This window comes from Nocardioides sp. S5-5 (assembly GCF_054954065.1).
The window spans coordinates 1,472,396-1,497,525 of record NZ_CP199913.1 but is presented as its reverse complement, the minus strand read 5'-3'; the positions used below and the strand labels follow the sequence as shown (position 1 = coordinate 1,497,525).

The 25,130-nt window shown below is 71.3% G+C and carries 20 protein-coding genes; 10 read left to right on the top strand and 10 right to left on the bottom strand.

The features are described from left to right. Positions 1-42: 42 nt before the first annotated feature. The 3 genes from ACUP6Y_RS07055 to ACUP6Y_RS07045 form a co-directional block, all read right to left on the bottom strand. A complete protein-coding gene (locus ACUP6Y_RS07055) occupies positions 43-2,880 on the bottom strand; it encodes an Rne/Rng family ribonuclease (protein ID WP_462555049.1) in 2,838 nt (945 codons plus the stop codon). Positions 2,881-3,190: 310 nt separating this feature from the next. After that, positions 3,191-3,910 carry a TIGR03936 family radical SAM-associated protein gene (locus ACUP6Y_RS07050; RefSeq protein WP_462555048.1) on the bottom strand — a complete coding sequence of 240 codons (720 nt, stop codon included), beginning with the start codon at positions 3,908-3,910 and terminating at the stop codon, positions 3,191-3,193. 24 nt (positions 3,911-3,934) lie between these two features. Further along, positions 3,935-5,017, bottom strand: coding sequence for a class I SAM-dependent methyltransferase (locus ACUP6Y_RS07045; RefSeq protein WP_462555047.1), 1,083 nt, complete (start codon positions 5,015-5,017; stop codon positions 3,935-3,937). A gap of 107 nt (positions 5,018-5,124) precedes the next feature. On the opposite strand from ACUP6Y_RS07045, the gene ACUP6Y_RS07040 reads away from it, so the two are divergent. From ACUP6Y_RS07040 to ACUP6Y_RS07030, 3 genes are read left to right on the top strand one after another with little or no spacing between them, the layout of a single operon-like run. Further along, positions 5,125-6,270: a DegT/DnrJ/EryC1/StrS family aminotransferase gene (locus tag ACUP6Y_RS07040; protein WP_462555046.1), complete on the top strand. Its 1,146-nt coding sequence runs from the start codon at positions 5,125-5,127 to the stop codon at positions 6,268-6,270. Positions 6,271-6,287: 17 nt separating this feature from the next. After that, on the top strand, positions 6,288-6,983 hold the full coding sequence (locus ACUP6Y_RS07035) for a hypothetical protein (protein WP_462555045.1): 696 nt from the start codon (positions 6,288-6,290) through the stop codon (positions 6,981-6,983). Between the two features lie 32 nt (positions 6,984-7,015). Continuing rightward, a complete protein-coding gene (locus ACUP6Y_RS07030) occupies positions 7,016-8,119 on the top strand; it encodes a DegT/DnrJ/EryC1/StrS family aminotransferase (RefSeq protein ID WP_462555043.1) in 1,104 nt (367 codons plus the stop codon). Between the two features lie 45 nt (positions 8,120-8,164). On the opposite strand, the gene ACUP6Y_RS07025 is transcribed toward ACUP6Y_RS07030, so the two are convergent. Continuing rightward, the gene (locus ACUP6Y_RS07025) at positions 8,165-10,198 is read right to left on the bottom strand and encodes a DUF7657 domain-containing protein (protein ID WP_462555042.1); all 2,034 of its coding nucleotides are present in this window, start codon (positions 10,196-10,198) and stop codon (positions 8,165-8,167) included. Positions 10,199-10,377: 179 nt separating this feature from the next. On the opposite strand from ACUP6Y_RS07025, the gene ACUP6Y_RS07020 reads away from it, so the two are divergent. The 3 genes from ACUP6Y_RS07020 (at position 10,378) to ACUP6Y_RS07010 (ending at position 13,005) form a co-directional block, all read left to right on the top strand. Beyond that, complete coding sequence (locus tag ACUP6Y_RS07020; protein ID WP_462555041.1) at positions 10,378-11,571, top strand: glycosyltransferase family 4 protein; 1,194 nt, start codon at positions 10,378-10,380, stop codon at positions 11,569-11,571. Between the two features lie 77 nt (positions 11,572-11,648). Further along, entirely contained in the window at positions 11,649-12,569 is a 921-nt protein-coding gene (locus ACUP6Y_RS07015; protein WP_462555040.1) for an NAD-dependent epimerase/dehydratase family protein, read from the top strand. A 4-nt stretch (positions 12,570-12,573) separates the two neighbouring features. Beyond that, on the top strand, positions 12,574-13,005 hold the full coding sequence (locus tag ACUP6Y_RS07010; RefSeq protein ID WP_462555039.1) for an acyltransferase: 432 nt from the start codon (positions 12,574-12,576) through the stop codon (positions 13,003-13,005). 6 nt (positions 13,006-13,011) lie between these two features. On the opposite strand, the gene ACUP6Y_RS07005 is transcribed toward ACUP6Y_RS07010, so the two are convergent. The 5 genes from ACUP6Y_RS07005 to ACUP6Y_RS06985 all read right to left on the bottom strand — a co-directional run bounded on the left by ACUP6Y_RS07005 (position 13,012) and on the right by ACUP6Y_RS06985 (position 19,574). Further along, a complete protein-coding gene (locus ACUP6Y_RS07005) occupies positions 13,012-13,971 on the bottom strand; it encodes a Gfo/Idh/MocA family protein (protein ID WP_462555038.1) in 960 nt (319 codons plus the stop codon). Positions 13,972-14,055: 84 nt separating this feature from the next. Next, on the bottom strand, positions 14,056-15,258 hold the full coding sequence (gene lhgO / locus ACUP6Y_RS07000) for an L-2-hydroxyglutarate oxidase (RefSeq protein WP_462555037.1): 1,203 nt from the start codon (positions 15,256-15,258) through the stop codon (positions 14,056-14,058). Positions 15,259-15,265: 7 nt separating this feature from the next. After that, the gene (locus ACUP6Y_RS06995) at positions 15,266-16,924 is read right to left on the bottom strand and encodes a glycosyltransferase family 2 protein (protein ID WP_462555036.1); all 1,659 of its coding nucleotides are present in this window, start codon (positions 16,922-16,924) and stop codon (positions 15,266-15,268) included. Next, positions 16,921-17,916: a methyltransferase domain-containing protein gene (locus tag ACUP6Y_RS06990; RefSeq protein WP_462555035.1), complete on the bottom strand. Its 996-nt coding sequence runs from the start codon at positions 17,914-17,916 to the stop codon at positions 16,921-16,923. The genes ACUP6Y_RS06995 and ACUP6Y_RS06990 overlap by 4 nt, the downstream gene beginning before the upstream one ends. A gap of 74 nt (positions 17,917-17,990) precedes the next feature. Continuing rightward, positions 17,991-19,574 (bottom strand): glycosyltransferase family 2 protein, encoded by a 1,584-nt coding sequence (locus ACUP6Y_RS06985; protein WP_462555034.1) that lies wholly within the window; start codon positions 19,572-19,574, stop codon positions 17,991-17,993. Between the two features lie 111 nt (positions 19,575-19,685). Between ACUP6Y_RS06985 and ACUP6Y_RS06980 the strand changes: the two genes are divergently transcribed. Beyond that, the gene (locus ACUP6Y_RS06980; RefSeq protein ID WP_462555033.1) at positions 19,686-20,390 is read left to right on the top strand and encodes a DUF4190 domain-containing protein; all 705 of its coding nucleotides are present in this window, start codon (positions 19,686-19,688) and stop codon (positions 20,388-20,390) included. Positions 20,391-20,408: 18 nt separating this feature from the next. After that, positions 20,409-21,062: a hypothetical protein gene (locus ACUP6Y_RS06975; protein WP_462555032.1), complete on the top strand. Its 654-nt coding sequence runs from the start codon at positions 20,409-20,411 to the stop codon at positions 21,060-21,062. 12 nt (positions 21,063-21,074) lie between these two features. Here the strand turns inward: ACUP6Y_RS06975 and ACUP6Y_RS06970 are convergent, their stop codons facing one another. Further along, on the bottom strand, positions 21,075-23,015 hold the full coding sequence (locus tag ACUP6Y_RS06970; protein WP_462555031.1) for a TIGR03960 family B12-binding radical SAM protein: 1,941 nt from the start codon (positions 23,013-23,015) through the stop codon (positions 21,075-21,077). Between the two features lie 80 nt (positions 23,016-23,095). On the opposite strand from ACUP6Y_RS06970, the gene ACUP6Y_RS06965 reads away from it, so the two are divergent. Further along, positions 23,096-24,214 carry a calcium:cation antiporter gene (locus ACUP6Y_RS06965; RefSeq protein ID WP_462555030.1) on the top strand — a complete coding sequence of 373 codons (1,119 nt, stop codon included), beginning with the start codon at positions 23,096-23,098 and terminating at the stop codon, positions 24,212-24,214. Further along, positions 24,211-25,098: a hypothetical protein gene (locus tag ACUP6Y_RS06960; protein ID WP_462555029.1), complete on the top strand. Its 888-nt coding sequence runs from the start codon at positions 24,211-24,213 to the stop codon at positions 25,096-25,098. The genes ACUP6Y_RS06965 and ACUP6Y_RS06960 overlap by 4 nt, the downstream gene beginning before the upstream one ends. Positions 25,099-25,130: the final 32 nt, after the last annotated feature.

Here is a 25,130-nt window from a genome sequence, read left to right as displayed (position 1 = left end):
GGCCGGATCCGCCAAAATCACGGCCCGGCCGCGCACACGCACCTAGCGCTTGCGCGAGCCGCCCTTGCGCTTGATCGGGACGTGCTCGACGTGGGGCTCCTCCGCCGACGGCTCGCCCGCAGTCTCCAGGACGGTCTCCAGGACGGTCTCCGGGGCCGGCTCGGGGACGGTCTCGGCCGGCGGGCCCGCGGGACGGGTGGCCGCGCGCCGGCGGGTCCGGGTCACCACGGTCGTGGTGGCCACGGGGGCCGGCTCGGGCTCGGGCTCCGATTCCGGCTCCGGCTCCGGCTCGGGCTCGGGCTGAGGCTCCGGCTCGGGCTGAGGCTCCGGCTCGAGGACCTCGACCACAGGCTCGACGAGCGCCTCGACTTCGACGACCGACACCTCCGCGTCGAGCGTCTCCGCGACGGGCCACTCCGCAACGGGCGACTCAGCAACGGGCTGCTCCGCCTCGGGGTGCTCGTGCTCGGCCGGCTTGGCCATCGCGGCGATGTCCTTCGGGGACGGCACCGCCTTGGGCGCCTCGGGGGGCGTGTCGGCCGGCGTACCGCCCTTGCCCTTGCGGCGGCGGCTGCCGCGGCGGGACTCCTCCTGCTCGCCTCCCCCACGCTTGGCCTCGACCGGGAGGTCGTGGACCACGATGCCGCGGCCCTGGCAGTGCGTGCAGGTCTCGCTGAACGCCTCGACCAAGCCGGTGCCGATCCGCTTGCGGGTCATCTGGACCAGGCCGAGCGAGGTGACCTCGGCGACCTGGTGCCGGGTCCGGTCGCGCCCCAGGCACTCGACGAGGCGGCGCAGCACGAGATCGCGGTTGGACTCGAGCACCATGTCGATGAAGTCGACGACGATGATGCCACCGATGTCGCGCAGCCGGAGCTGGCGCACGATCTCCTCGGCGGCCTCGAGGTTGTTCTTGGTGACCGTCTCCTCGAGGTTGCCGCCCGAGCCGGTGAACTTGCCGGTGTTGACGTCGACGACGGTCATCGCCTCGGTGCGGTCGATGATCAGCGAGCCGCCGGAGGGCAGCCAGACCTTGCGGTCGAGGCCCTTGGCGATCTGCTCGTCGATGCGGTACGTCGAGAACAGGTCCGGCACGCCCTCGCCCGACTCGTGGTGCTCGAGCCGCTCGACGAGGTCGGGGGCGACCTGCTCGACGTACTCCTTGACCGTCGTCCAGGCCTCGTCGCCCTGGACGACGAGCTTGGCGAAGTCCTCGGTGAACAGGTCGCGGACCACCTTGAGGGTGAGGTCCGGCTCGCCGTACAGCAGCTGGGGGGCGCTGCCCTTCGCGACCTTGCCCTCGATGTCCTCCCAGCGCGCCTTGAGCCGCTCGACGTCGTGGGTCAGCTCCTCCTCCGAGGCGCCCTCGGCGGCGGTGCGCACGATCACGCCGGCCGTGTCCGGGACGATCTCCTTGAGGAGGGTCTTCAGGCGCGAGCGCTCGGTGTCGGGCAGCTTGCGGGAGATGCCGGAGGTGGTGCCGTCGGGGACGTAGACCAGGAACCGGCCGGCGAGGCTGACCTGGCTGGTGAGCCGGGCGCCCTTGTGGCCGATCGGGTCCTTGGTGACCTGGACCAGCACGGTCTGGCCGGACTGCAGGACCGACTCGATCTTGCGCGGCTCGCCGTCCTTGTGGCCCAGCGCGCTCCAGTTGACCTCGCCGGCGTACAGCACGGCGTTGCGGCCCTTGCCGATGTCGATGAACGCCGCCTCCATGGAGGGCAGCACGTTCTGGACCCGGCCGAGGTAGACGTTGCCGATCAGCGAGGTCTGGGACTCCCGCGCCACGTAGTGCTCGACGAGGACCTTGTCCTCGAGTACGGCGATCTGGGTCAGGTCCTTGCGCTGGCGGATCGCCATCACGCGCTCGACGGACTCACGACGGGCCAGGAACTCGGCCTCGCTCACGATCGGAGCCCGGCGACGGCCGGCCTCGCGGCCCTCGCGGCGGCGCTGCTTCTTGGCCTCGAGGCGGGTCGAGCCGGAGATCGAGGTGATCTCGTCCTCGGACGAGCGCGGCTTGCGGACCCGGGTGACGGTGTTCTCCGGGTCGTCGCCGTCGTCACCCCCGCCCTCACCGGCCCGGCGGCGCCGGCGGCGCCGGCGCGACGAGGGGGAGCCGCCGGACGTGGCGCCCTCCCCGTCCTCGGACTCCTCGCCCTCGGCCGTGCTCTCGCCGCCCTCGGCCGACTCGGCGTCCTTGGCCTTGTCGGGCTCGGCGCCCTCGGCGTCGTCGCCCTCGACATCCTCGCTCTCGGCACTCGCGGCCGGCTTGCGGCGGCGCCGGCCACCCCGCCGGCGGCGGCGGCGCGCGGCACCGCCGCCGGCGCCCTCGCCGTCCTCGTCGGTGTCCTCATCGGCGTCCTCGGACTCCTCGGCCGCAGGCTCCTCGACGACCGACTCCTCCTCGGCCGCAGGCTCCTCGACATCAGGCTCCTCGGCAGCCGGCTCCTCCTCGGCCACCGGCTCCTCGGCGCGTGCGACCGGGGCCTGGAACAGCACGGCGGTCGCGGGCGCCTCGGCAGCCTCGGCCTCGGGAGCGGCCAGCACGGCCTCGGTGGCGGTCTCCTCGACCTCCTCGACCTCCGGGGTGAGCTCGAGCTGCTCGGAGGTCGGCGGGGGGGCGGCCTTGGCCGCGGCCTTCTTGGCCGCCGTCTTCTTCGCGGCGGTCTTCTTGGCCGCGGTCTTCTTCGCCGAGGTCTTCTTCGCGGCGGTCTTCTTGGCCGCGGTCTTCTTCGCCGCGGTCTTCTTCGCGGCCGTCTTCTTGGCCGCGGCCTTCTTGGCGGGCTTCTCCGGCTTCTCCGTCCGGTCCGCCTGCTCCACGGGCGCGGGCGCCTCTGCGGGAGTCTCGGTCGGGGTGTCGGTGGGCGCGTCGGTCATTGCGCTACTCCTCCACCCGGGCGCTCGCGCCCGGGGTGTCATCGGCGCTCGCACGGGCGGCGCCACAAGCCTGCGTGGGACGACACCCTCCGCGGTCATGCGTCGCCGGAAGCGGGCCGCTCGCCTGCCGCGGTCGCCGTATGCGTCGCGTCGGGCGGTGGTCCGTCTCCACCGTGCCGGGCGGTCAGTCACCTGCCGTCCGGCGAGAACGTCGTCGATCCCTCCGCTCGCTGTCCTGTGGGACGCGCGCGGGTGGAGATCTGTGGCGAGTATCGCACACGGCCCTCACTCAGGCGGCATCACTGGTTCCTCAGCGGGTCGCGAGCGGGTCGCCGATCGACTCCGTGGCCCGCTCCAGCACGCCCTGCGCGACCCGGGTGAGCAGCCCGGTCGCGGCCACCTCGAGGCCGCTGACCTCGCGCAGCCCGGTGAGCACGTCGTCCGGGCGTACGGCGGGCACGGCGTGCTCGAGCAGCAGGTCCAGGTCACCCTCGGGGGTCACCAGCAGCCGCACGACCGCCGCGCGGCAGTCGAAGGAGCGCAACCCCTTCTTGGTCATCCGCTCGACCATGACCGACTCGGTCGCCAAGAAGGCGTCGACCGCGGCCTGTGCGCGCTCCGGCGCCGCTCCTCCGAGGTCGATCAGCCAGTGGCTGGCACTGAGCAGGTCCGCGAGCGACCCGGCCGTCGTCGTGGCCGCGTCGACGGCCACCACGACGTCGAGCCCGTCGGGCAGCACGGCGTCCAGCGCCTCCCCCACCTCGCGCGGGTCCCGGGCCTCGGCGAGCCCGAGCTCGACGTACTCCGACTCGCTGGCCGCGCCGGTCGGCGAGGCGCCGGCGTACGAGATCCGCGGGTGGGGGTGGAACCCCGACGAGTACGCCATGGGGATGCCGGCCCGCACGACGGCGCGCTCGATGGCGCGGCTGACGTCGCGGTGGCTGGTGAAGCGCAGCCGGCCGCGCTTGGCGTACCGGATCCGGATCCGCTGGACCGGCGGTGCCTGTTGTTCGGGAAGCTGTCGAGCCACCGGGAGAGGCTACCGATCAGGAGCTCAGCTCGACGATCTCAGGGCGCGCACCCGCCGGAGCGCGCCGCGACGGATCCTGGTCGGGACGGACACCTCGGCCTCGCGCAGCCGGCCGGTGAGCCGCTTGTTCTCGCGACGCAGCTGTCGCACCTCGTCGCGCAGGGCCTTGGCCTCGGCCCGGAGCCGATGCTCGGCGTCGAGCCAGTCCGGCAGGTCCGAGGTCAGCTCCGGCTCGTCGAACGGCGCGACCGCGGTGCCGTCCGGGCCGCGGGGCGCCCGGCGCAGGACGGCGTGGAACTCGACGCTGCCCCGCACCTCGTCGATGCGCTCGACGTACCAGGGCGCCAGCCCGAGCTCGCGCCACTCCTGCACCTGCTCCAGGAAGGACTGGGGCGTGAAGGTCCACACGTGGCAGTCGACGTACTCGCCGGCGCGGGCGAGCTCGAGGACCTCGAGCGTCGTCGGCAGGTCGTGCATCCGGGCGTCGCGACCCGGCGGACGGGCGCCCTTCCACAGCGCGCGGCTGTCGACGTGTACGGCCGCGCGGAAGAAGTCGTAGACCGCGCGGGTCCCCGGTCGGGTGACCTGCTGCTCGTGCGCCTCCAGGGCCTGCCCGGTGGTGGTGGGCGGCCGGTGCCGGTCGAAGGAGTAGCGGCGGTCGGGTACCGCCAGGATCAGCCGGCCGTCGTCGTTGGTGATCTCGCCGATCTGCTGCAGCCAGCCGATCACGTCCGGGACGTGCTCGATGACATGAGAGGCGATCACCCAGTCGAACGGCGCGCCGGGGGCGGTCGCCTCGACCAGGGTGCGGAACCGGCCGTCGGCATGGAGCGGGAAGTCGACCTCGGGGATCAGCTCGAGGATCACGTTGGGATCCTCCGCGTAGTGCTTGCGCGTGCCGGCCGTGTCGAACACGTCGACATAGCGGACGTCGTGCAGCCCGGCATCCGCGATCCCCGAGTCCAGCGGCCCGATCTCGAGGCCCTTGCCCTGCGAGAAGTCGAAGTACTCGAGGAAGCGGCTGCGCCGGGTCGCGAGTACGTCGCGCTGTGCTTCGACACCTGCTTCGCGCTTCGTCTGCGGTCGGGAACGGCTCTCGATCGACATGTCGCGAGCATAGGCCAGCCCGGCGACCCACCGGCAACGACGATCCCGTGCCCTGGTCCATATAGATTGTGCGCCGACCGCCCCCCTCTGGAAGGCAGACGAACACCATGATCCCCACTCGGAGCGTCGCGCTGGGCGCGCCCACCCTCGGCGAGGAGGAGATCGATGCCCTTCGTGAGGTCTTCGCCAGCGGCTGGGTCTCCGGCGCCGGTCCGACCTGCGTGGCGTTCGAGGAGGAGTTCGCCGTCGCGGCCGGCACGGCACACGCGCTGGCGACCTCGAACTGTGGCGCCGCGCTCCACCTTGCGCTCCAGGTCCTCGGTGCCGGGCCGGGTGACGAGGTCATCGTGGCGGACTACACCTTCCCCGCTACCGGGCACGCGGTGCTGTGGACCGGCGCCACTCCGGTGTTCGCCGACGTGCGGCCCGACATCGGGACCATCGATCCCGAGGCAGCCGCCGCCCTGATCACCGACCGGACCGTCGGCATCATCGCGGTCGACGTCGTCGGCCAGCCCGCGGACTACGACGAGCTGCGAGCACTCGCCGACAAGCACGGCCTGTGGCTCCTCGAGGACGCCGCGTGCAGCGCCGGAGCCACCTACAAGGGCCGTCCGGCCGGGTCGCTCGCCGATCTCGCCGCCTTCAGCTTCCACGGACGCAAGGGCATCACGAGCGGCGAGGGCGGCGCGCTCGTCGGCGACGACGCTGCCAGGATGGGGCTCGCCCGTAAGCTGCACACCTACGGCATCGCGCCCGCGGTCAGCCGTGAGGGGAGCAACACGCTCGCCGTGCCGTCGTTCGACATGGCCGGCTACAACTACCGGATGTCCGACGTCCAGGCCGCGATCATGCGGGTCCAGCTGCGGCGGATGGGCGATCTCGTCGCGGCGCGCGGCCGTGCCGCCGACCAGTACACCGCGCTGCTCGGCGACCTCGAGCAGCTCAGCGTGCCCGTCGTCCTCGAGGACCGCACCCACCCGTGGCAGTCGTACCTGGTGACCGTCGGCGATGACATCGACCGTGACGCCGTCGTGATGGCGCTGCGCGAGCGCGGGGTGGGCAGCAACTTCGGCACCTACTCCAGTCACGTGCAGCCCGTCTACGACGCCCGGGACGCGTGCCCGGTCGCGGCTCGGCTCTTCCGCACCCAGCTGGCGCTGCCCATGCATGCGAACCTCACCGAGGACGACGTCGCCTACGTCGCGACCGTGGTGCGCGAGGTCGTCGGCGGCGCCGCCGTCGCCCGGTGAGCGCGGCAAGAGCGGCCATGGCCAACCGGATCCACCCGACGGCGATCGTCGGCCCGCAGGTCGTACTCGGCACGCGCAACGTGATCGGTCCGTACGCCGTCCTCCAGGGCCCCGTCGTCCTCGGCGACGACAACTACGTCGCCGCCTTCGTGTGCATCGGAGGGCTTCCCGAGGTGCGCGGCTACGACTTCGAGGCCGCATGGGACGACGAGGTCGGCGGCCAGGCGGTGCGCATCGGCTCGCGCAACGTGTTGAAGGAGCACGTGACCGTCAGCGGTGGCTGGGCCCACGAGACCTCGATCGGCGACGACGGCTTCTTCATGACGAAGGCGCACGTCAACCACGACTGCCGCATCGGCGACGAGGTGACCATCTCCGCGATGGTGACCGCCGCCGGCCACGTGGTGGTCGAGGACGGCGCGAACCTCGGCCTCGGCGTCGTCGTCCACCAGCGTCGCGTGGTGGCCGCGGGCAGCATGATCGGCATGCAGGCCGCGGTCACCACCGATCTGCCGCCGTACGTCGTCAGCATGGGCGTCCCGGCCCGCTCCCACCGCCTCAACACCCACCGGCTCGACAAGCTGGGGGTGTCCCAGGACTGCCACGACCAGCTCGCGGCGGTCCTGCTGAACGGGTCGCGCGATCTCGCCGGCCTCCCCGCCCTCCTCCTGCCGTCGATCACTGCGTGGCAGGAGCGCGTGGGCCGGTCCTGAGCCCCCTGTCGATACCCACCGAAAGGCCAACGATGTCCGACGAGTTCATCCCTCCCGCCAAGCCGATCATCGGCGACGAGGAGCGCGCGGCCGTGGACCGGGTGCTCCGCTCGGGCATGATCGCGCAGGGCCCGGAGGTGGCGGCCTTCGAGTCCGAGTTCGCCGAGACGGTCGCGGGGCGTCGTACCTGCGTGGCCGTCAACTCGGGGACCTCCGGTCTCCACCTGGGCCTGCTCGCGGCCGGCATCGGACCGGGTGACGAGGTCATCGTGCCGTCGTTCACGTTCGCCGCCACGGCCAACTCGGTCGCCCTCACCGGCGCGACCCCGGTGTTCGCCGACATCGAGCCCGCCCACTTCTGTCTCGCTGCCGATGCGGTGCGCGCGGCGATCACCGAGCGCACCGCGGCGATCATGCCGGTACATCTCTACGGGCACCCCGCCGACGTCGACGGCCTGGGCGCGGTGGCCGCGGAGCACGGCCTGCGGATGTTCGAGGACGCGGCGCAGGCGCACCTCGCCACCTGGCAAGGCAGGCAGGTGGGGACGTTCGGCGACTTCGCCATGTTCAGCCTGTACCCCACCAAGAACATGACCTCCGGCGAGGGCGGCATGGTCGCCGTCGCCGACGACGAGCTGGCCCGCCAGGTCCGCCTGCTGCGCAACCAGGGCATGGAGCGGCAGTACGCCAACGAGGTCGTCGGCTTCAACGCCCGGATGACCGACCTGCACGCCGCGATCGGCCGCGTCCAGCTCACCAGGATCGAGGCGTGGACGGCGACCCGTCAGGCCAATGCCGCCTTCTTCGACGCGCACCTCGAAGGCGTCGTGATCCCGCCCGTGGCGCCGGGAGCCACGCACGTCTACCACCAGTACACGATCCGCGTGGACGGCGCCGAGCGCGACCGGATCGTCACCGCCCTGCGCGAGGAGCACCAGGTCGGGACCGGCGTCTACTACCCGATCCCCAACCACCGGCTGGCCTCACTGAGCCGGTTCGCCGCCGGCCTGGACCTGCCGGAGACCGAGATCGCCGCTCGCGAGGTCATCTCGCTCCCGGTCCACCCGTCGCTGTCCCAGGCCGACCTCGAGCGGATCGTCGCTGCGGTCAACGCGACAGCCCGCGCCGGCGCCTGAGCCGGGCCCGGTCTCCGCGCCGAACGGGCCGGAATCAGCCCGGAATCAGCCCGGACGGACGACGTAGACGAACTGCTTCATCCCGCTCCACACCAGGGGACGGCCGATCCGCTCGGCGCAGGGGCTGTCGATCGGCACGGGCGAGACCAGGCGATCGACGCCGAACGAGCTGTCCGCCAGCCAGCAGGCGTCGGTCCGCACCTGGATCACGTCGTTCTGCACCTTGACCACCGTCGGGTCCGCTCCGGGGCTGCCGTCGAAGGAGAAGAACACATAGCTGGCACCCCGGTTCCAGATCGCCTCGTAGCGTCCGGCCGGATCCACCTCGTCCCAGGCCTCGGTGACCGGCCCGGTGACCTGGTACCCGCCGAGGGTCGGCACGCCATTGGCGACGAGGAGGGCGTTGGTCACCATCGAGTCCGACACGACCCGGCTGTGCTCGGCCAGGCTGTGGACGCGCAGTGCCCTCGCCCGGTCGGCCGCCGGACCGCTGCGCACCTCCCCGAGGCCGAACGTGACCGGGTTCGCGCCGATCCCGGCGAGGACAACGACCAGTGAGGTCACGGCGACCGGCAACCAGCTGGCAGGGCGCCAGGTGAGCAGCCCCGCGAGAGTCCCGGTCACGATGGCCGCGACCGCCGCCTGCCACACCGGCATGTCCTCCATCGCACCCAGCAGGCGGCTCGTACCGTAGCCGGTCACGAGCGTGACGACAGCGCCGACGAGGAGGGTGCGACGCAGTTCGGGCGACATCCGGGACGGACCGGCCTCGGCCCGTCCCCGGGCCCACCCCGAGAGGACCAGGCACATCAGCATGCTGGCCGGGAACCCGATGGTCTGCGCGACCCTGGCCGGGGGGACCGAGCTCAGACCGGGAACGTGCTCCCCGACGCTGCCCCAGCTCAGCGTGATCCAGGACAGCTCGAGCAGGACGAACGAGCCGAGCGCGACCTGCGCCGCGCGCTCCCGACTCTGCGTGCGCGTCCAGGCCACCGGCCAGATGAGGAGCGCGACCAGAGCGCAGACCAGGAACGCGCTGCTGATCTCGCTCTGGTTGAACGTGTCGCCCACGACCTGGTTCTGGAGGTCGAAGAGGCCGGGTCCGCCGAACAGCTGGAACGGCTCCAATGCCGTGCCGGTGCTCCTGCGCAGGCCGGGATAGATCGTGTTCAGCTCAGCATGGAGGGCGGCCCAGTTCTCCCAGAGCGTGCCGACGAGGAGGACGAGGCCGACGCCCGCACCCGCGCCGATCACCAGCAGCGCCGTCCGGCGATGCTCCCGGCGCCAGATGAGGTAGATCCCCGTGGCGAGGACGAGGGGGACGCCGATCGTCAGCGACCACGGGACGTAGTAGGTGACCAACCGCGGCAGGAACAGGCCCGCGGCCGCGGCCAGGCCGATTCCGCGCCACCAGTGGCCACGCTCGGCCCGCTCGACGGCCAGCACGAGCAGGTAGCAGCCCGCGGCGGCGATCCCGAGCACCCGGATCGGCATGAAGGACCACCACACAGCAGCCGGAGCCGCGATGGACAGGGGGACGGCGAGCCACGACATCGGCCGGTTGGCGCCGAGACGCCGCAGCAGCGGCGGCAGGGTGAGCGCGAGCAGCAGCCAGGACCAGCCCCGGAATGCGGCGAAGAGCATCCCGTCCGGGAGCCACGCCCCGAGTCGCAGCATGTTGCCCTCGAGGAACAGCAAGGTCTCGAACGGGCTGCCCGAGGACATCTGGTAGATCAGATCGGGGCCGTTCGAGAGCGGCGACCGCATCGACGAGCCGTTCGCCAGCGTCGCCAACTCCAGCGGCGCCGCGGTGAGCCACTCGTCGCTGCGCACCGGCAGCGACTCCCCCCACTGGCCGGCCGTCGCCTGGCCGCCCGCTCGGTTCAGCAGGCCGAGGGAGGACGTCGTCGCACCCGAGACGACCAGGACGAGGTAGCCGAGCCATGCGAGCACGACCTCGAACCGGTCCGCCAGAGTCCCGCGGATGCGCCAACCCGACCCCCAGGACCGGAGCCCGGTACGACGGCTCGGCGCCTGCTCGGGCACGTCCCCGGGAGCCTCGGCAGACGACAACGTCATCGGGTGGTCCCTCCTCGACCTGGCCGGTCGAGCGCGGCCAAACGGAGGCAACCGTACCCGCTGGTCGCACTACGACGATTGCTGGCCTACCACGTCGGACGACTACCATGGCGCGCTGGCCTGCGGGCGTGAGCCGGAGGGTCCGACCAGCGCCCGGCCCGGATCGGAGGCAGCACAGCGTGCGCATCGTCGTCGTCAACAACTTCTTCCCACCCCGCGTCGGTGGCAGCGCCCACCTCAGCGACGCCCTCGCCCGGGGGTACGCCCGGCGCGGCCACGAGGTCCTCGTCGTGACGGCCGCCTATCAGGACGCCCCGTCCGAAGAGGTGCGCGACGGCGTCCGGATCGTGCGCTTTCCCGCTGTCACCCTGCCCGAGAGCCGGCTCGCGGTCTCCTTCGACCTCTCCTTCGCCACCCGGCCCAGCATCCGGCGCCGGCTGGCCGCCCTGCTCGACGACTTCCGCCCGGACGTGATCCACCAGCACGGTCAGTTCATGGACCTGACCTGGTCGACCGGTGCCTACGCCCGGCGCCGCGGAATCCCGACACTGCTCAGCATCCACACCCGTCTGGAGAACCCGGTCGCCCGGTACCGGCACGCATTTCGCTTCCTCGACGCGAGTCTCGTGGCTCCCCGCCTGCGCCTCAACAAGCCGGCGCTGGTCGTGATGGACAGCTCCATGCAGGACTACATCGAGGAGCGATACCGGGGCGGATATCGCGAGCTCGTCGCCATCCCGGTCGGCGTCGACCCGGACTGGGTCCGCGCCGGCGACGCCGCACGGGGTCGCGAGCTGATCGGCGTCGACGCCGACACGCCCGTGATCTTGTCGGTCGGCCACGTCATCCCCCTCCGCGACCGGGTCGGTCTCGTCGAGGCGATGCCGACGATCCTCGAGAAGCACCCGGACGCCGTCCTCGCCGTCGTCGGACGGGTCTACTACGACCTCTTCCTGCAGCGCGCGAAGGAGCTCGACGTCGACCACGCGGTGCGCGCGCTCGGCGCGGTCCCCAAGTCCGACATCCCCCACCTGCTGGCGGCAGCCCGCGTCGAGTCGCACGAGCAGGGCCTCGGCCTCGGTACGGCGACCCTCGAGTCGATGGCCGCCGGCGTCCCCGTCGTGGCGTGGGGCCGTATCGACAACTTCCCCGGCGTCCCGATGGTCGATGGCCAGGAGATCTTCATGTGCGAGGTCGGCGACGTGGGCGGCCTCGGCGAGCGCATCGTCCGGGCCCTCGACGACCCGGAGACGACGCGCCAGGTCGGCGCCCGGGCCCGCGCCGTCGTCGACCGCCACTTCGCCCTCGAGCGGGTGCTCGACCAGCACCTCGACGTGCTCGGCGAGCTGGTCTCGTCCCGCACCACCGTCTGACTCCCCCGTTGGTAGCCTTCCCGATGTCGGCTGCCCGCCCGACCCATCCGAACCGCGCTTGAGGAGCCCCAGCGAACATGACTTCCGAGACCGTCTTCTTCACCGGAGGCGCGGGCTTCATCGGCCTGCACGTCGTCCCGATGCTGCTGGAGAAGGACTACAAGGTCCGGATCTTCGACAACATGTTCCGCGGCGACCGCGACGCCATCGCCGCCTTTGGCGACGATGTCGAGCTGATCGACCAGGACGTGCGCTACGGCGGGGCCGTGCATGCCGCGATGAAGGGATGCTCCAAGGTCATCCACGCCGCCGCGGTGTCGATCAACAAGAGCCAGGCCGACCCGTACGAGTCCATGGACATCAACATGATCGGCAACCACAACGTGTTCGCGGCCGCAGCCGACCACGGCGTGGAGCGCCTGGTCTACTGCTCGTCGGCGTCGGTCTACGGCGACCCCGAGAAGCTGCCGATGCACGAGGACGACGTACTCAACCCGCTGACGCCGTACTGCATCGCCAAGCGTGCTGGCGAGGACCTGCTCGGCTTCTACGAGCGCCGCAGCAACCTGTCCTGGGTGGCGCTGCGCTTCTTCAACGTCTACGGACCGGGCCAGAAGACCACGGCCTACTACACCTCGGTGATCAACCACTTCGTCAACCGGATCCGCAACGGCGAGCCGCCGGTCATCGACGGCAAGGGCGAGCAGTCGATGGACTTCATCCACGTCCACGACATCGCGCGCTCCGTCGTCTTGGCTCTGGAGTCGGAGCAGGCGAACGTGCCCGTCAACGTCGGCACCGGCATCGACACCTCCATCGCCGACCTCGCGCGTATCCTGATCGACGCCGTGGGTGCCGAGGTCGAGCCGATCTTCAACCCGCGCGACGTCCTCGTCGCTCGCCGTGCGGCCGACGTGACCCGAGCCAAGGAGGTCCTCGGCTTCGAGCCGACGATCGACGTGGTGAAGGGGATGACCGATCTCATCCGGGCCGACTGAGCCCATGGGCGCCTCGCTGCCCCCCAACCCGTGGAACGAGCACGCCTGGATCGTCGGTGACCCGGAGATCGGCGAGGGCACCTGGATCGGCGCCTTCACCGTCATCGACGGATCCGGCGGACTGGTGATCGGCACCGGCTGCGACATCTCCTCGGGGGTGCACATCTACACGCACTCGTCGGCGAAGCGCTGCGTCAGCGGCCGTCAGTTCCCCGAGGTCGAGCGCCGTCCGGTGCGCATCGGCGACCGCGTCTTCATCGGCGCCGGCGCCGTCGTCAACATGGGCGTCGAGATCGGCGACGAGGCCGTCGTGGGCGCCGGGGCCGTGGTCACCGCGGACGTGCCGGCGCGCACGGTGGTCGCCGGGGTGCCGGCGCGGGTCGTGGCGACCGTCGACCTCAGCGACCCGACCCGGCCGTCCTTCCCACCCGCGTAGGTCAAGTCAGGCGGAGCGCAGCGCCAGCACCTGGTCGACGACCCGGTGCGCCGGCAGGATCGAGTCCCGCTCCTCGTCGATGTCGACCTTGCCGGCGACGAGATCGACGAAGTGGTTGAGCTGTCCGACGAGCGGCTCGACGCCGGCGATGTCGGGGATCTCCATCTCGGTGAACTGGCGGAACCCGCTCTGGCCCTCGTCCTCGGCGACCGTCGCGTGGCGGTAGCTGGTCAGTCCGCGGCGCAGCAGGTCGACCTCGATCATCCGGTCGAGCTCCTGGATCACCATGGTGCGCACCTTGGTCTGCCCCATCCGACTGGCCGACACCGAGGCCATGCCGCCCGACGTGAACCGCAGGGAGGCCTCGACGATGTCCTCGGCCCCCGGGACCGACTGCGGGTGGTACTGCCCGACCTCGACGTCGAACTTGTCCGGGTGGTCACCGCCGAAGACGCGCACGACCAGGTCGATGTCGTGGACGAGCAGGTCCCACGCCACCCCCGTCTTGATCCGGGGTGCGTACGGCGAGTGGCGCGTCGCCCGGACGTAGAGCGGCTCCTCGACCATGCGCAGGGCCACCATCACCGCCGGGTTGAACCGCTCGAGCAGACCGCACATGAGCGGCGTGCCGGCCGCGGTCGAGGCGTCGACGAGCTCCTGGGTCTGGGCGAGCGAGGGGCACAGCGGCTTCTCGACGAGCAGGGGAAGCCCGCTGGCGATGACACCGCGGGCGAGGTCGAAGTGGTGCTCGGTGGGTGCCGCGATCACGGCGGCGTCGACGTTGCCCAGGGCGTCGAGGGAAGGCACCCAGGTGGACCCGTGCTGCTCGGCGACAGCGCGCCCGGCCTCCTCGTGGGGATCGACCACCACGGCCAGGTCGGTCCGCTCGCTGGCGGCGATCACCCGGGCGTGGTTGCGCCCCATCGAGCCGGAACCGACGAGAGCGACACGGAGCGGTGCAGACATGCAAGAGACCTAGCACTGGACGTCAGGACGCGGGAACTGTACCGGAGACGCCGAGGGGGCCCGGGATCCACGGACCCCGGGTGCTCAGGCTGCCTGGGCCTGCGCGACCCGGCGGACGATCTCGTCGGCGATGGGCAGCGCCGAGGTGGCGGCCGGCGACGGCGCGTTGACGACGTGGAGTCCGCGCGCGGTCTGGCGCAGCAGGAAGTCGTGGACGAACGAGCCGTCGCGCATCACGGCCTGCGCGCGGATGCCGGCCTCGCGGGGAGTGAGGTCGTCCAGCCGCAGGTCGGGGCAGTACTTCTGGCACAGCTTGAGATAGCCGCGCTTCGACACCGAGTTCCACAGCTCCCGTGCGCCGGTGCGGACGTTGTTGCGCGCGACGTGCCAGATCCCGGGGAACGTCACGATGTCGGCGGCGTCGCGCCGGTCGAAGGAGAGCTTGGGATAGCCCTCGCGCGCGAGCCCGAGGACCGCGTTGGGACCGACGTTGAGCCCACCGTCGACGGTCGGTGTCAGGTGGACGCCGAGGAACGGCAGCTCCGGGTCGGGGATCGGGTAGATCAGGGTCCGCGCGAGGTCGGCACGCTCGGGCCGGACGTCGTAGTACTCGCCCCGGAACGGGATCATGGCGAAGTCGACGTCGATGCCCGCCATCGCGGCGACCCGGTCGGCCTGGATGCCCGCGCAGTAGATGACATAGTCGGCCACCACCTCCCCGGACGTCGTGGAGAGGACGACCTCCGACGCGGTCTCACGCACGCCGGTGAGGGCGGTCCGGGTCAGCAACGTGCCGCCCGCCTGCTCCACCAGCCCGGCGAGCACCGTGTTGATCCGGCGGTAGTCGGTGATTCCCGTGGAGGTCAGGTGCAGCGCACCGAGCCCGGCGATGTGCGGCTCGCGCTCACGCAGCTCTGCGGCGCCGAGGAGCGTCGCCGGGATCTTGTTGACCTCTGCCCGCTCCGCGAGCGCCCGCATGCCGACGACCTCGGCCGGTGTGGTCGCGACCAGGAGCTTGCCGATGCGACTCCACGGCACGTCGTGCTCGTCGGCGAAGCGCTCGGTCGCCGCCGCTCCCGCGCGGCATAGCTCGGCCTTCAGGCTGCCCGGCTCGTAGTAGATGCCGGAGTGGATGACGCCCGAGTTGTGGCCGGTCTGGTGCCGGCCGAACTCCCGCTCCTTGTCGAGGAGCAGCACGCGCTTGCCGGGGAAGCGCAGGGTCAGGGCCCGTGCGGTCGCGGCTCCGACGATCCCTCCGCCGACCACCACATAGTCGTGACGACTCATGCGGCGATCATCGCGCACCGCGAGATGAGATGTCGCGACGTCTCGCGGCCGGGCGCCGCGCCGCCTTCGACTCGAGCTCTTTGGCGCGTCGGCGGAGCTCGCCGGGGCTGAGCGGCTGCTCGGGGTAGTCGGGTGAGTACGGATCCCGCTCCGGCGTGCCCCACCTCGAGACGATGAAGTCCCGCTCGTACCTGTGGACGCGTGGCTCACGGGTGCGAGACTCGAAGTGGAAGAGCTCGCAGTGCGCCATGAGGAGGATCCGGTAGCCGAGGGCGGTGATCTTGCAGCAGAAGTCCACGTCGTTGAAGTTCAGCGGCAGCTGCTCGGTGAGGCCGCCCACCTCGAGGTAGGTGTCGCGCCGGATGCCGGTGCATGCGCCGGTGACACCACTGACCTCGCGATTGACGACATTCATCCGGCCTCGTCCTGGCGTGTCTCCCGGGAAGAGGCGGTAGGGGTGGTCCCAGTTCGCGTTGAGCCAGGCCAGGCCGGCGTGCTGGATGCTGGTGTCCTCGAAGTAGAGCTTGGCGCCGGTCGCGCCCACACCCGGCTCCTCCAACGGCGCCAGCAGCTCACCCACCCAGCCCGGGCTGCGGACCTGGATGTCGTCGTTGAGCAGGATCAGCCGCTCACCGGTGGACGCGAGAACGCCGGTGTTGATCTTGCGGCTGTAGTTGAACGACTCCGTGAAGTGGACCAGGACCAGACGCTCGCCCGCGACCTCGCGCAGTTCCCGGAGCACCGCCGAGGGGGTGTCGCTGTCGTAGACGACGACGATCTCCATCCGGGGGTGCTGCGCGTTCTCCAGCGCCGACCGGACCGCGTCGACGACCAGCACCCGGCGCCGGCCCCAGACCTGCGCGGACGAGCCGCGCGTCGGGATGACCACGCTGACGGTGCGCTCCGCGGGGAAGTCGCGGACGATGCGGACGTGGTCGGCCCCGACCGCCTGCGCGACACCGACGATGCCGACGCGGTCGAGGTGCTCCTGGACGACGCGGGCGCCGGTCGCGAGCACGGCCGGCGACGTGTCGGGCCGGGGCCGCGGGTCCTGCGAGCGGTACAGGATCTCGGGCAGGTGGACGATGCTCCGCGCCTGCTCGGTGACCCGCAGCACCAGGTCGTGGTCGTAGGCGGCGCCGACCTCCGGCCGGAACCGGCCCACTGCGCGTACCAGCTCGGTCCGCAGCACGGCAAGCTGACCGCAGTAGTTCTGGGCGCGCAGCCGCTCCGGGGACCACACCGGCTTGATGACGTCCTCGTCGCCGTCGTCCTCGGCGGTGCGCCGCGACTCGTCGGAGTAGAGGAAGTCGACGTCCTCGGCCTCCTCGATCTCCTCCGCGTTGGCGGCGAGCGCCTTGCGTGCCAGGACGCCGCCGGGAGCGAGAAAGACGAGGAACTCACCACTCGCCGCATCGATGCCGGCGTTCGACGCCTCGGCCACGTTGCCGCGCTCGGTCCTCTCGACGACCCGGATCCGGCGATCCCGATCGGCCTGACGGTCCAGGACGGCGGTGAGCTCGGGAGTCGAGCCGTCGTCCACGAGAAGCAGCTCCCAGTCGCCGAGGGTCTGCGCGAGCACCGCGTCGACCGTCGTGACCAGAGGGCCGATCAGCGCGTCGGTGAGCGGTACGACGAGCGAGAAGAGCGGTGCGCCACCGGTCATCGACGAAGGCCGCCCAGGCCGGTCAGGAAGCGACCGACCCTCCAGGTCCTCGAGGAGTGCATCGCCTTGACCTCGGCACGGGACTTCGCCGACGCCGTACGAGCGTCGTCGAGCTTCTCTCGGTTGGCCTTGAGCCGGCGGCGCAGGTTCTTCAGCTCCCGCTGCTGGCGGGCCACGGTGGCCTCCAGCCCGAGCACGTGGTCGAGGGCGGTCAGGTCGGAGTGCAGCGCGAGGACCTCGGCGTCGTCGGCGACGCGGCGCGCACTCATCGAGCTCTCGACCTCCGTCAGCCGCCGGCTCGCGGCGAGCAGGGCGCTCTTCTTCTCGGCGGCCTCGACGAGGGCCCTTCCGAGACGCGACTCGTAGCGCTCGACGATGCTGCGCTTGCTGAGGTCGGCGCGCTCGAACAGCATCGCCCAGGGCGCCACGAAGGTGACATCGGCGTCGAGGCGGCGGTAGAAGCCGCGCTCGGCGAACCAGGCGGCCCACTCCGAGCTCGGATGGACGTTGATGTGGGTCGCCTCGGAGAAGTCAGCGGGGCTGGAGCTGAACAGGACCGTGTCCGTCGCCGCGCAGATGTTGTCGATGGCCTTCTGGGCCTCGTCGAGGGACATGTGCTCGAGGCACTCGATGCAGCTGATCAGGTCGTAGCGGCCCTCGATCGGCTCGGCCGCCGACTGCACCGAGAGTCGTGCCCGCACGTCCTCGTGGGCCGTGGAGACGGCGTGCTCCGAGATGTCGAAGCCCCGGGCGTCGACACCCTCCTGGGCCAGCGCCTGGACCAGCAGCCCCCGCGCGCACCCGACGTCGAGGCTGGTCGCGGGCTCGACCAGACCGACGACCCGCTGCGCGATCCCGGTGACGAACGCGCGCCACTCGTCGTTCTCCCAGCGGTAGTCCCCCTCACCTCCGAGATGTGCCCGGTAGTAGCCACTGCCGTAGTCCGAGGAGCCCGTCGAGAGACTCGTGGCCAGGTCACTGTCGGAAGTCATGGGTGTCGATCCGTCTTCGTCGGGGTTGCTGGTTCGCCTGGCACCCTACTTGATGAGCCTGCCGACTCCGGCTCTCAGCGACGCGCCTTGCCCGCCGTGACATCGGGCACGTCCGTGTAGTCGTCGCGCCTCGGCTCGCCCCACCGCGCGCACAGCACGGCGTGCTCGCCGGCGGCTCCGGTCGTCTCCTCGTCGAGCGGCGGGAAGTGCAGGCCCTCGGCCTCCGGCACCCAGAGAACGGAGTGTCCCGCCGCGCGAACCTTCAAGCAGAGGTCCACGTCGTAGAGCTCGTTGCGCATGGTCTCGGTCATGCCGCCGACGGCGAGATAGGCATCGCGCCGCACGGCCAGGCACACGCCCGCGACCGCGCTCACCTCGCGCGAGACCCACAGATCTCCGAACGGCCCCGCGGAGGGGCCGGGCTCGAACCGGTAGGCCGGGGCGAACCGGCGGTTGGCGCCCGTGATCCCGGCATGCGCGATGGTTCCGTCGCTGTGGAGCAGCTTGGCACCGGTCACGCCGACCGTCAGGTCGGCCAACGGCGCCACGAGTGCCTCGAGCCACCTCTCGCCGCTCATCTCGACCAACTCGTCGAGCAGCACGATCCGGTCGCCGGACGATGCCAGCACTCCGAGGTTGACCCACCGGCTGGGGTACGGCGGCTCGTCGACCGGCACCAGCACCAGCCGGTCGCCGACGAGCTCGCGCAGCTGGGCCACCACCGAGTCCCGCATCGCGGCGTCGTGGACGACGACGATCTCGACGTTCTCGTGCTCGGTATGGGCCAGCGCGCTGCGCACGGCCTCGACGACGTGGAGCCGGCGCCGGCCCCGCACCATCGCGTCCGTACCGCTGGTCGTGATCACGACGCTCACCGAGACCTCCGCCGGGAGCGGGCGCGAGACGCGGTACATCCCGGGCCAGATCGCCTCGACCCTGGCCTCGAGGCCGAGTCGCTCGAGCTGGTCGGCGACCGCCCGCCGGCCGGCCTCGACGGCGTACGGCTTGGCCGTGGACTCCCCCGCCGCGGACCCGGCCACGACCCGCCAGTGGTAGAGCACCTCACGGATGTGGTGGATGGCGCGGGCCCGTTCGGTGACCCGGAGGATGAGGTCGTGGTCCTGCGAGCCGTCGTAGCCCGCACGGAAGCCACCGACCTCGCGCACCAGACTGGTGCGCAGCACCGAGAAGTGGCAGCAGTAGTTCTGGGCACGCAGCCGCTCCGGCGACCAGTCCGGCTTCGCGAAGGCGTCGTAGTAGGCGACGCCGTCCTCGGTCTTGTCCTCGTCGGAGTAGACGTAGTCGATCTGCGGGTCCGCGCGCAGCACGTCGGCGTTGGCCTGCAGGGCGTGCGGAACCAGCAGGTCGTCGTGGTCGAGGAGCGCGATGAACTCGCCCCGCGCCGCGGTGATGCCGTCGTTGGAGGCGGCCACGATGTGGCCGTTGGTCTCTCGCTCGATGACCCGGATCCGCGCGTCGAGCGCGGCGTAGCGGCGGAGCAGCGTGCGCACCCCCTCGTCGGGTGAGAGGTCGTCGACGAGGATGAGCTCCCAGTCGTCGAAGGTCTGCGCCAGGACGGACTTGAGGGTGTCCTCCAGCACGTCGAGCGGCGGCGCGTAGACGGGCGTGACGATCGAGAAGAGGGGGCGGGCTCCCACGGTCAGACCGCCACCGTCCGACGTGTGGACGTCCGGGTGGAGTTGCTGCACTCGCGGCCATTCGGCATGAATCGACCCTACTCGACCGCAACCGACACTAGGGTGTCGCCCGTGAGCGACCCCTACGGCCAGAGCCCCTACGGCCAGAACCAGCCGCAGAACCCCTACGGCCAGCCGGCGCCGCCCCCGCCGCCCGCGCCCTACGCCTCCGGGTCAGGTGGTGGGTACGGCGCGCCCGGGTCGTTCCCCGGCGGCTCCGGGGAGATGCCGCCGAAGACCGACGGCATCTCCATCGCCGCGCTGGTGACCAGCCTGCTGTGCTGCCTCGCGCCGGTGGGCGTGGTCCTCGGGTTCGTGGGCCTCTCGCGGACCAAGGGCGGCCAGCGCAAGGGCCGCGGGCTCGCCATCGCCGGCATCGTGATCGGCCTGCTGATGTCGATCGGCTCCGCCGTCGCGGGTGCCGCCCTCTTCATCTTCGCCGACTCCATCGTGACCCCGGGCAACGCCGAGGTCGGGCAGTGCGTCGACATCGACGAGGACGACGGCACCGTCCTCCTGCGCGAGAAGAAGTGCACCGAGGAGCACGACGCCGAGATCGTCGGCGTCGCGAAGGTCACCTCCGACAACCTCGACGACGTCGAGAACGGGATGGTCGGCTACTGCGCCACGGCGATCGACTCCGACGACCTGGCCAAGCTGGCGCCGTACCTCCAGGACCTCCACGCGGTCATCGAGGATCCGAAGGACGTCTCGGTCGGCGACCACCTGGTCTGCTACGTCGAGCCGGACGACGAGCTGACCAAGCCAATCCTGTGACCTGAGCGATCCTCTCGGATGACCGATCCGTACGGCGGCTACCCGTCCTACGAGCCGGGCTCGAACCCGTACGACGGGCGTGCGTACGGGTCCCGGGCTCCCTACGACGGCCTGTCGATCGCGGCGCTGGTGTGCTCGCTCACCTGCTGCGCCGCACCCGTCGGGATCGGGCTCGGCATCGCGGGTCTCGTCCGCACCCGCGGCGGCCGCCGCTCGGGGCGCTGGGCGGCGCTGACCGGCGTGATCGTCGGCGCGCTCGCGCTCGTCGTGGGGATCGGGTTCGTCGTCTTCGCCGCGATCGTGGAGAGCCGCACCGTCTGGGCGGACGAGGCCCGGGTCGGCCAGTGCATCGACCTCGACTTCGTCGGCGACCCGATCAAGGCCACCTGCGCGGAGCCCCATGCCGGTGAGGTGATCTGGGTCGGGCGGTTCGACGACGCACTGGTCACACGCTACGACGAGCTGTCGTGGCACGAGTTCTGCGGCGACCTACCCGGTCTGGACCAGGCCTACCTCGATGCGCTCAGGAGCGACTACGTCCCGCGCGTCGAGGTGGAGGCCGACGACGAGGAGCCGGAGAGCGGGGACGCCTTCTTCTGCTACGTCGAGCGCGGCGACGGCGAGAAGATCACCGGGCGGGTGCGCGACGAGGGTCAGCGGGTCGGTGCCTGAGACCCGTCCGGATCAGACGACGCTGAGCGGCAGCAGCTTCTGCCCGGTGGGCCCGATCTGGATCTCCGTGCCCATCTCCGGGCACACGCCGCAGTCGTAGCACGGCGTCCATCGACAGTCCTCGACCTCGACGTCGGAGTCGCCCGACCCGACGGCGAGGGCGTCCTCCCAGTCGGCCCACAGCCAGTCCTTGTCGAGGCCGGAGTCGAGGTGGTCCCAGGGCAGCACCTCGTCGTACTCCCGCTCCCGGGTGGTGAACCAGTCGAGGTCCACACCGGTGCCGGACAGCGCCATCTCCGCCGCAGCGGCCCAGCGGGCGAAGGAGAAGTGCTCGGACCAGCCGTCGAAGCGGCCGCCGTCGCGCCAGACCTGCTCGATGATCGCGCCGACACGGCGGTCGCCGCGGGAGAGCAGTCCCTCGATCAGGCCGGGCTCCCCGTCGTGGTAGCGGAAGCCGATGGCGCGGCCGAAGCGCTTGTCGGCGCGGACGGTGTCGCGCAGCACCTGCAGCCGGTGGTCGGTGGTCTCGGCGTCGAGCTGGGCGGCCCACTGGAAGGGCGTGTGCGGCTTGGGCACGAAGCCGCCGATGGAGACGGTGCAGCGGATGTCGTTGCGCCCGGAGACCTCGCGGCCGGTGGCGATCACCCGCTTGGCGAGCTCGGCGATCTGGAGGACGTCCTCGTCGGTCTCGGTGGGCAGGCCGCACATGAAGTAGAGCTTCACCTGCCGCCAGCCGTGGGAGTACGCCGTGGCGACGGTGCGGATCAGGTCGTCCTCGGTGACCATCTTGTTGATCACCTTGCGCATCCGCTCGCTGCCACCCTCGGGCGCGAAGGTCAGGCCGGAGCGGCGGCCGTTGCGGGAGAACTCGTTGGCGAGGGTGATGTTGAACGCGTCGACGCGGGTGGAGGGCAGCGAGAGCGAGACGTTCGAGCCCTCGTAGCGGTCGGCGAGGCCGGTGGCGACCTCACCGATCTCGGTGTGGTCGGCGCTCGACAGGGAGAGCAGCCCGACCTCCTCGAAGCCGGTCTTCTTGATGCCGTTGTCGACCATCGCGCCGATCGTCTCGATCGACCGCTCGCGCACCGGGCGGGTGATCATGCCGGCCTGGCAGAACCGGCAGCCGCGGGTGCAGCCACGGAAGATCTCCACCGAGAACCGCTCATGCACGGTCTCGGCGAGCGGCACCAGCGGGTTGCGCGGGTAGGGCCACTGGTCGAGGTCCATCAAGGTGTGCTTGCGAACCCTGTCCGGGGCCTCCGGATGGTTGGGTACGACGGCCGCGATCGCGCCGCTCTCGTCGTACGTGACGTCGTAGAGCCGCGGCACGTAGACCGTCCCGGACACGGCGAGCCGGCGCAGCAGCTCCTCGCGCCCGCCCGGGGCGCCCTCCGCCTTGAACTCCCGCACCAGCTCGGAGATCTTGAGCACGACCTCCTCGCCGTCGCCGAGGACCGCCGCGTCGACGAAGTCGGCGATCGGCTCGGGGTTGAAGGCGGCGTGCCCGCCGGCGATCACCACCGGGTGGGCCTCGGTGCGGTCGGTGGCGTGCAGCGGGATGCCGGCCAGGTCGAGCGCCGTGAGCAGGTTGGTGTAGCCGAGCTCGGTGGAGAACGAGATGCCGAACAGGTCGAAGGCGCCGACGGGACGGTGGCTGTCGACGGTGAACTGCGGGATCTGCTGCTCGCGCAGCACCTTCTCCATGTCGGGCCACACGGCGTAGGTGCGCTCGGCGAGGATCCACTCCCGCTCGTTGAGCACCTCGTAGAGGATCTGGACGCCCTGGTTGGGCAAACCGACCTCGTAGGCGTCGGGGTACATCAGCACCCAGCGCACCTCGGCGGCGTCCCAGTCCTTCGAGACCATGTTGAGCTCGCCGCCGACGTACTGGATCGGCTTGGAGACCGAGAGCAGGTGGGGCTCCAGCCGGGGGAAGACGGACTCGACGGACATGACCCCGATTCTACGAGTGCTCGGGAGCGCGAGCGGCATCGTCGCGGGCGGCGAGGCAGGCACCCGTAGGATCGAGCACCATGAGTGCCTCCACCTCCGGACGACTCGGGTGGACGGTGCTCGCACCGCCTCTCGCGGCCATCGTGCTCGCCGTGAGCTGGGGCACGCACCCCGGTCCGCTCGCGGCCAGCCTCATCGGCGTCGCCCTCATCGGCGCGGTGCTCGCGGCCGTCCACCACGCCGAGGTCGTCGCCCACAAGGTCGGCGAGCCCTTCGGCTCGCTGCTGCTGGCGGTGGCGGTCACGGTGATCGAGGTCGGGCTGATCGTGATGCTGATGGTCTCCGGCAGCGGCGAGACCTCCACGCTCGCGCGAGACACCGTCTTCGCGGCGGTGATGATCACGGTCAACGGGATCGTCGGCCTCGCCCTCGTGGTCGGGGCGCTGCGCCACCACCTCGCCGTGTTCAACCCGGAGGGCACCGGGTCCGCGTTCGCGACCGTGATCACGCTGGCCGGTCTGACCCTCGTCGTGCCGACCTTCACGACCAGCGAGTCCGGCCCGGTGCTGACCGGCGAGCAGCTGACCTTCGCGGCGCTCGCGTCGCTGATGCTCTACGGGTCGTTCGTCTTCACCCAGACGGTGCGACACCGCGACTTCTTCCTCCCCGGCACGACGTCCGTGCCAGGCGGCTGGACGGCACAGGACGACAGCGATGCCGACACCCACGCCGACCCGCCGACCGCTCGTGAGACGCGGGTGAGCCTGGTCCTGCTCATCGTCGCGCTGGTCACCGTCGTGGGCCTGGCGAAGGTGGAGTCGTACTCGATCGAGGACGCGGTGGCCTGGTTCGGCTTCCCGCACGCCGTCGTCGGCGTCGTGATCGCCATGCTGGTGCTCGCTCCGGAGACCATCGCCGCGGTGCGCGCCGCGCTCCTCCAGCGGGTGCAGATCAGCCTCAATCTCGCCTACGGCTCGGCCATGGCGTCGATCGGCCTGACCATCCCGGCGATCGCCATCGCGTCGATCTGGCTGGAGGGCGATCTCGCGCTCGGACTCGAGCCGATGCAGCTGGTCCTGCTGATCCTCTCGGCCCTGGTGGGCATCCTCACCGTCGTACCGGGCCGGGCCAAGCCGCTCAACGGCATCGTCCACCTGGTGCTGCTCGCGGCCTTCCTGCTGCTGACGGTGGCGCCGTGAGCCGCCGTACGACGCCCCTGCTCGCCGCCGCGGCGAGCCTTCTCGCGCTCGGGCTGGCGGCCTGCTCCTCCGACGAGCCGTCGGGCGACGCCGACCGGATCGTGCTCACGCCCGCCAAGGACGGCGGCTCCGGCGTCCAGCCGGTCGGCAACCCGGTCGGCGACGGGACCAGCGCCGACGTCGAGGGCTACCGGATGACCGAGGTCCGGTTGCCCGGCCCCGACGGGACGGGCGACGTCGCGTTCAGGATCCTCGACCCGTCCGGCGCTCCCCTGCTGACCTACACCGAGGAGCAGACCAAGCTGCTCCACCTGTACGTCGTGCGCGACGACCTCTCCGAGTTCCGGCACCTCCACCCCACCCTCGCCGACGACGGCACCTGGACGGCGCGAGTCGACCTCGGCTCACCCGGCAGGTGGCGCGTGGTGGCGGAGTTCATCCCGCAGGGCGCGGCCAACCCGATCGTCCTCGGTACGACGCTGCGGGTCGCCGGCGAGTGGACGCCGGTCGACGTCCCGCGCGGCGAGGCCGCCGAGACCGGCGACGACGGCGTGCTGAGGGCCAGGCTGCAGGCGGCCGGCGAGGTCGGCCCCAACGGGCGGCTGCGGCTGCGGGTGACCGACGCCGACGGCGAGCCGGTCGCGCTCGGCAGCTACCTCGGCACCAGCGCCCACCTGACCGGCTTCGCGGTCGACTCGCGCGGGTTCGTCCACGTCCATCCCTACGGCGCCCCCGAGGTCACTGACGACGGCACCGTGCTCACCTTCCACACCGTCTTCACCCAGCCCGGCGACTACCGGCTGTTCCTGCAGGTGCGGGTCGACGGGCTGCTCCACCAGCTCGCGGTGACCGCACCCGTCACCCTCGCCGAGGAGGCGTCGTGAGCCGGCGCGCGAGCTCATCGTCGAACGACACC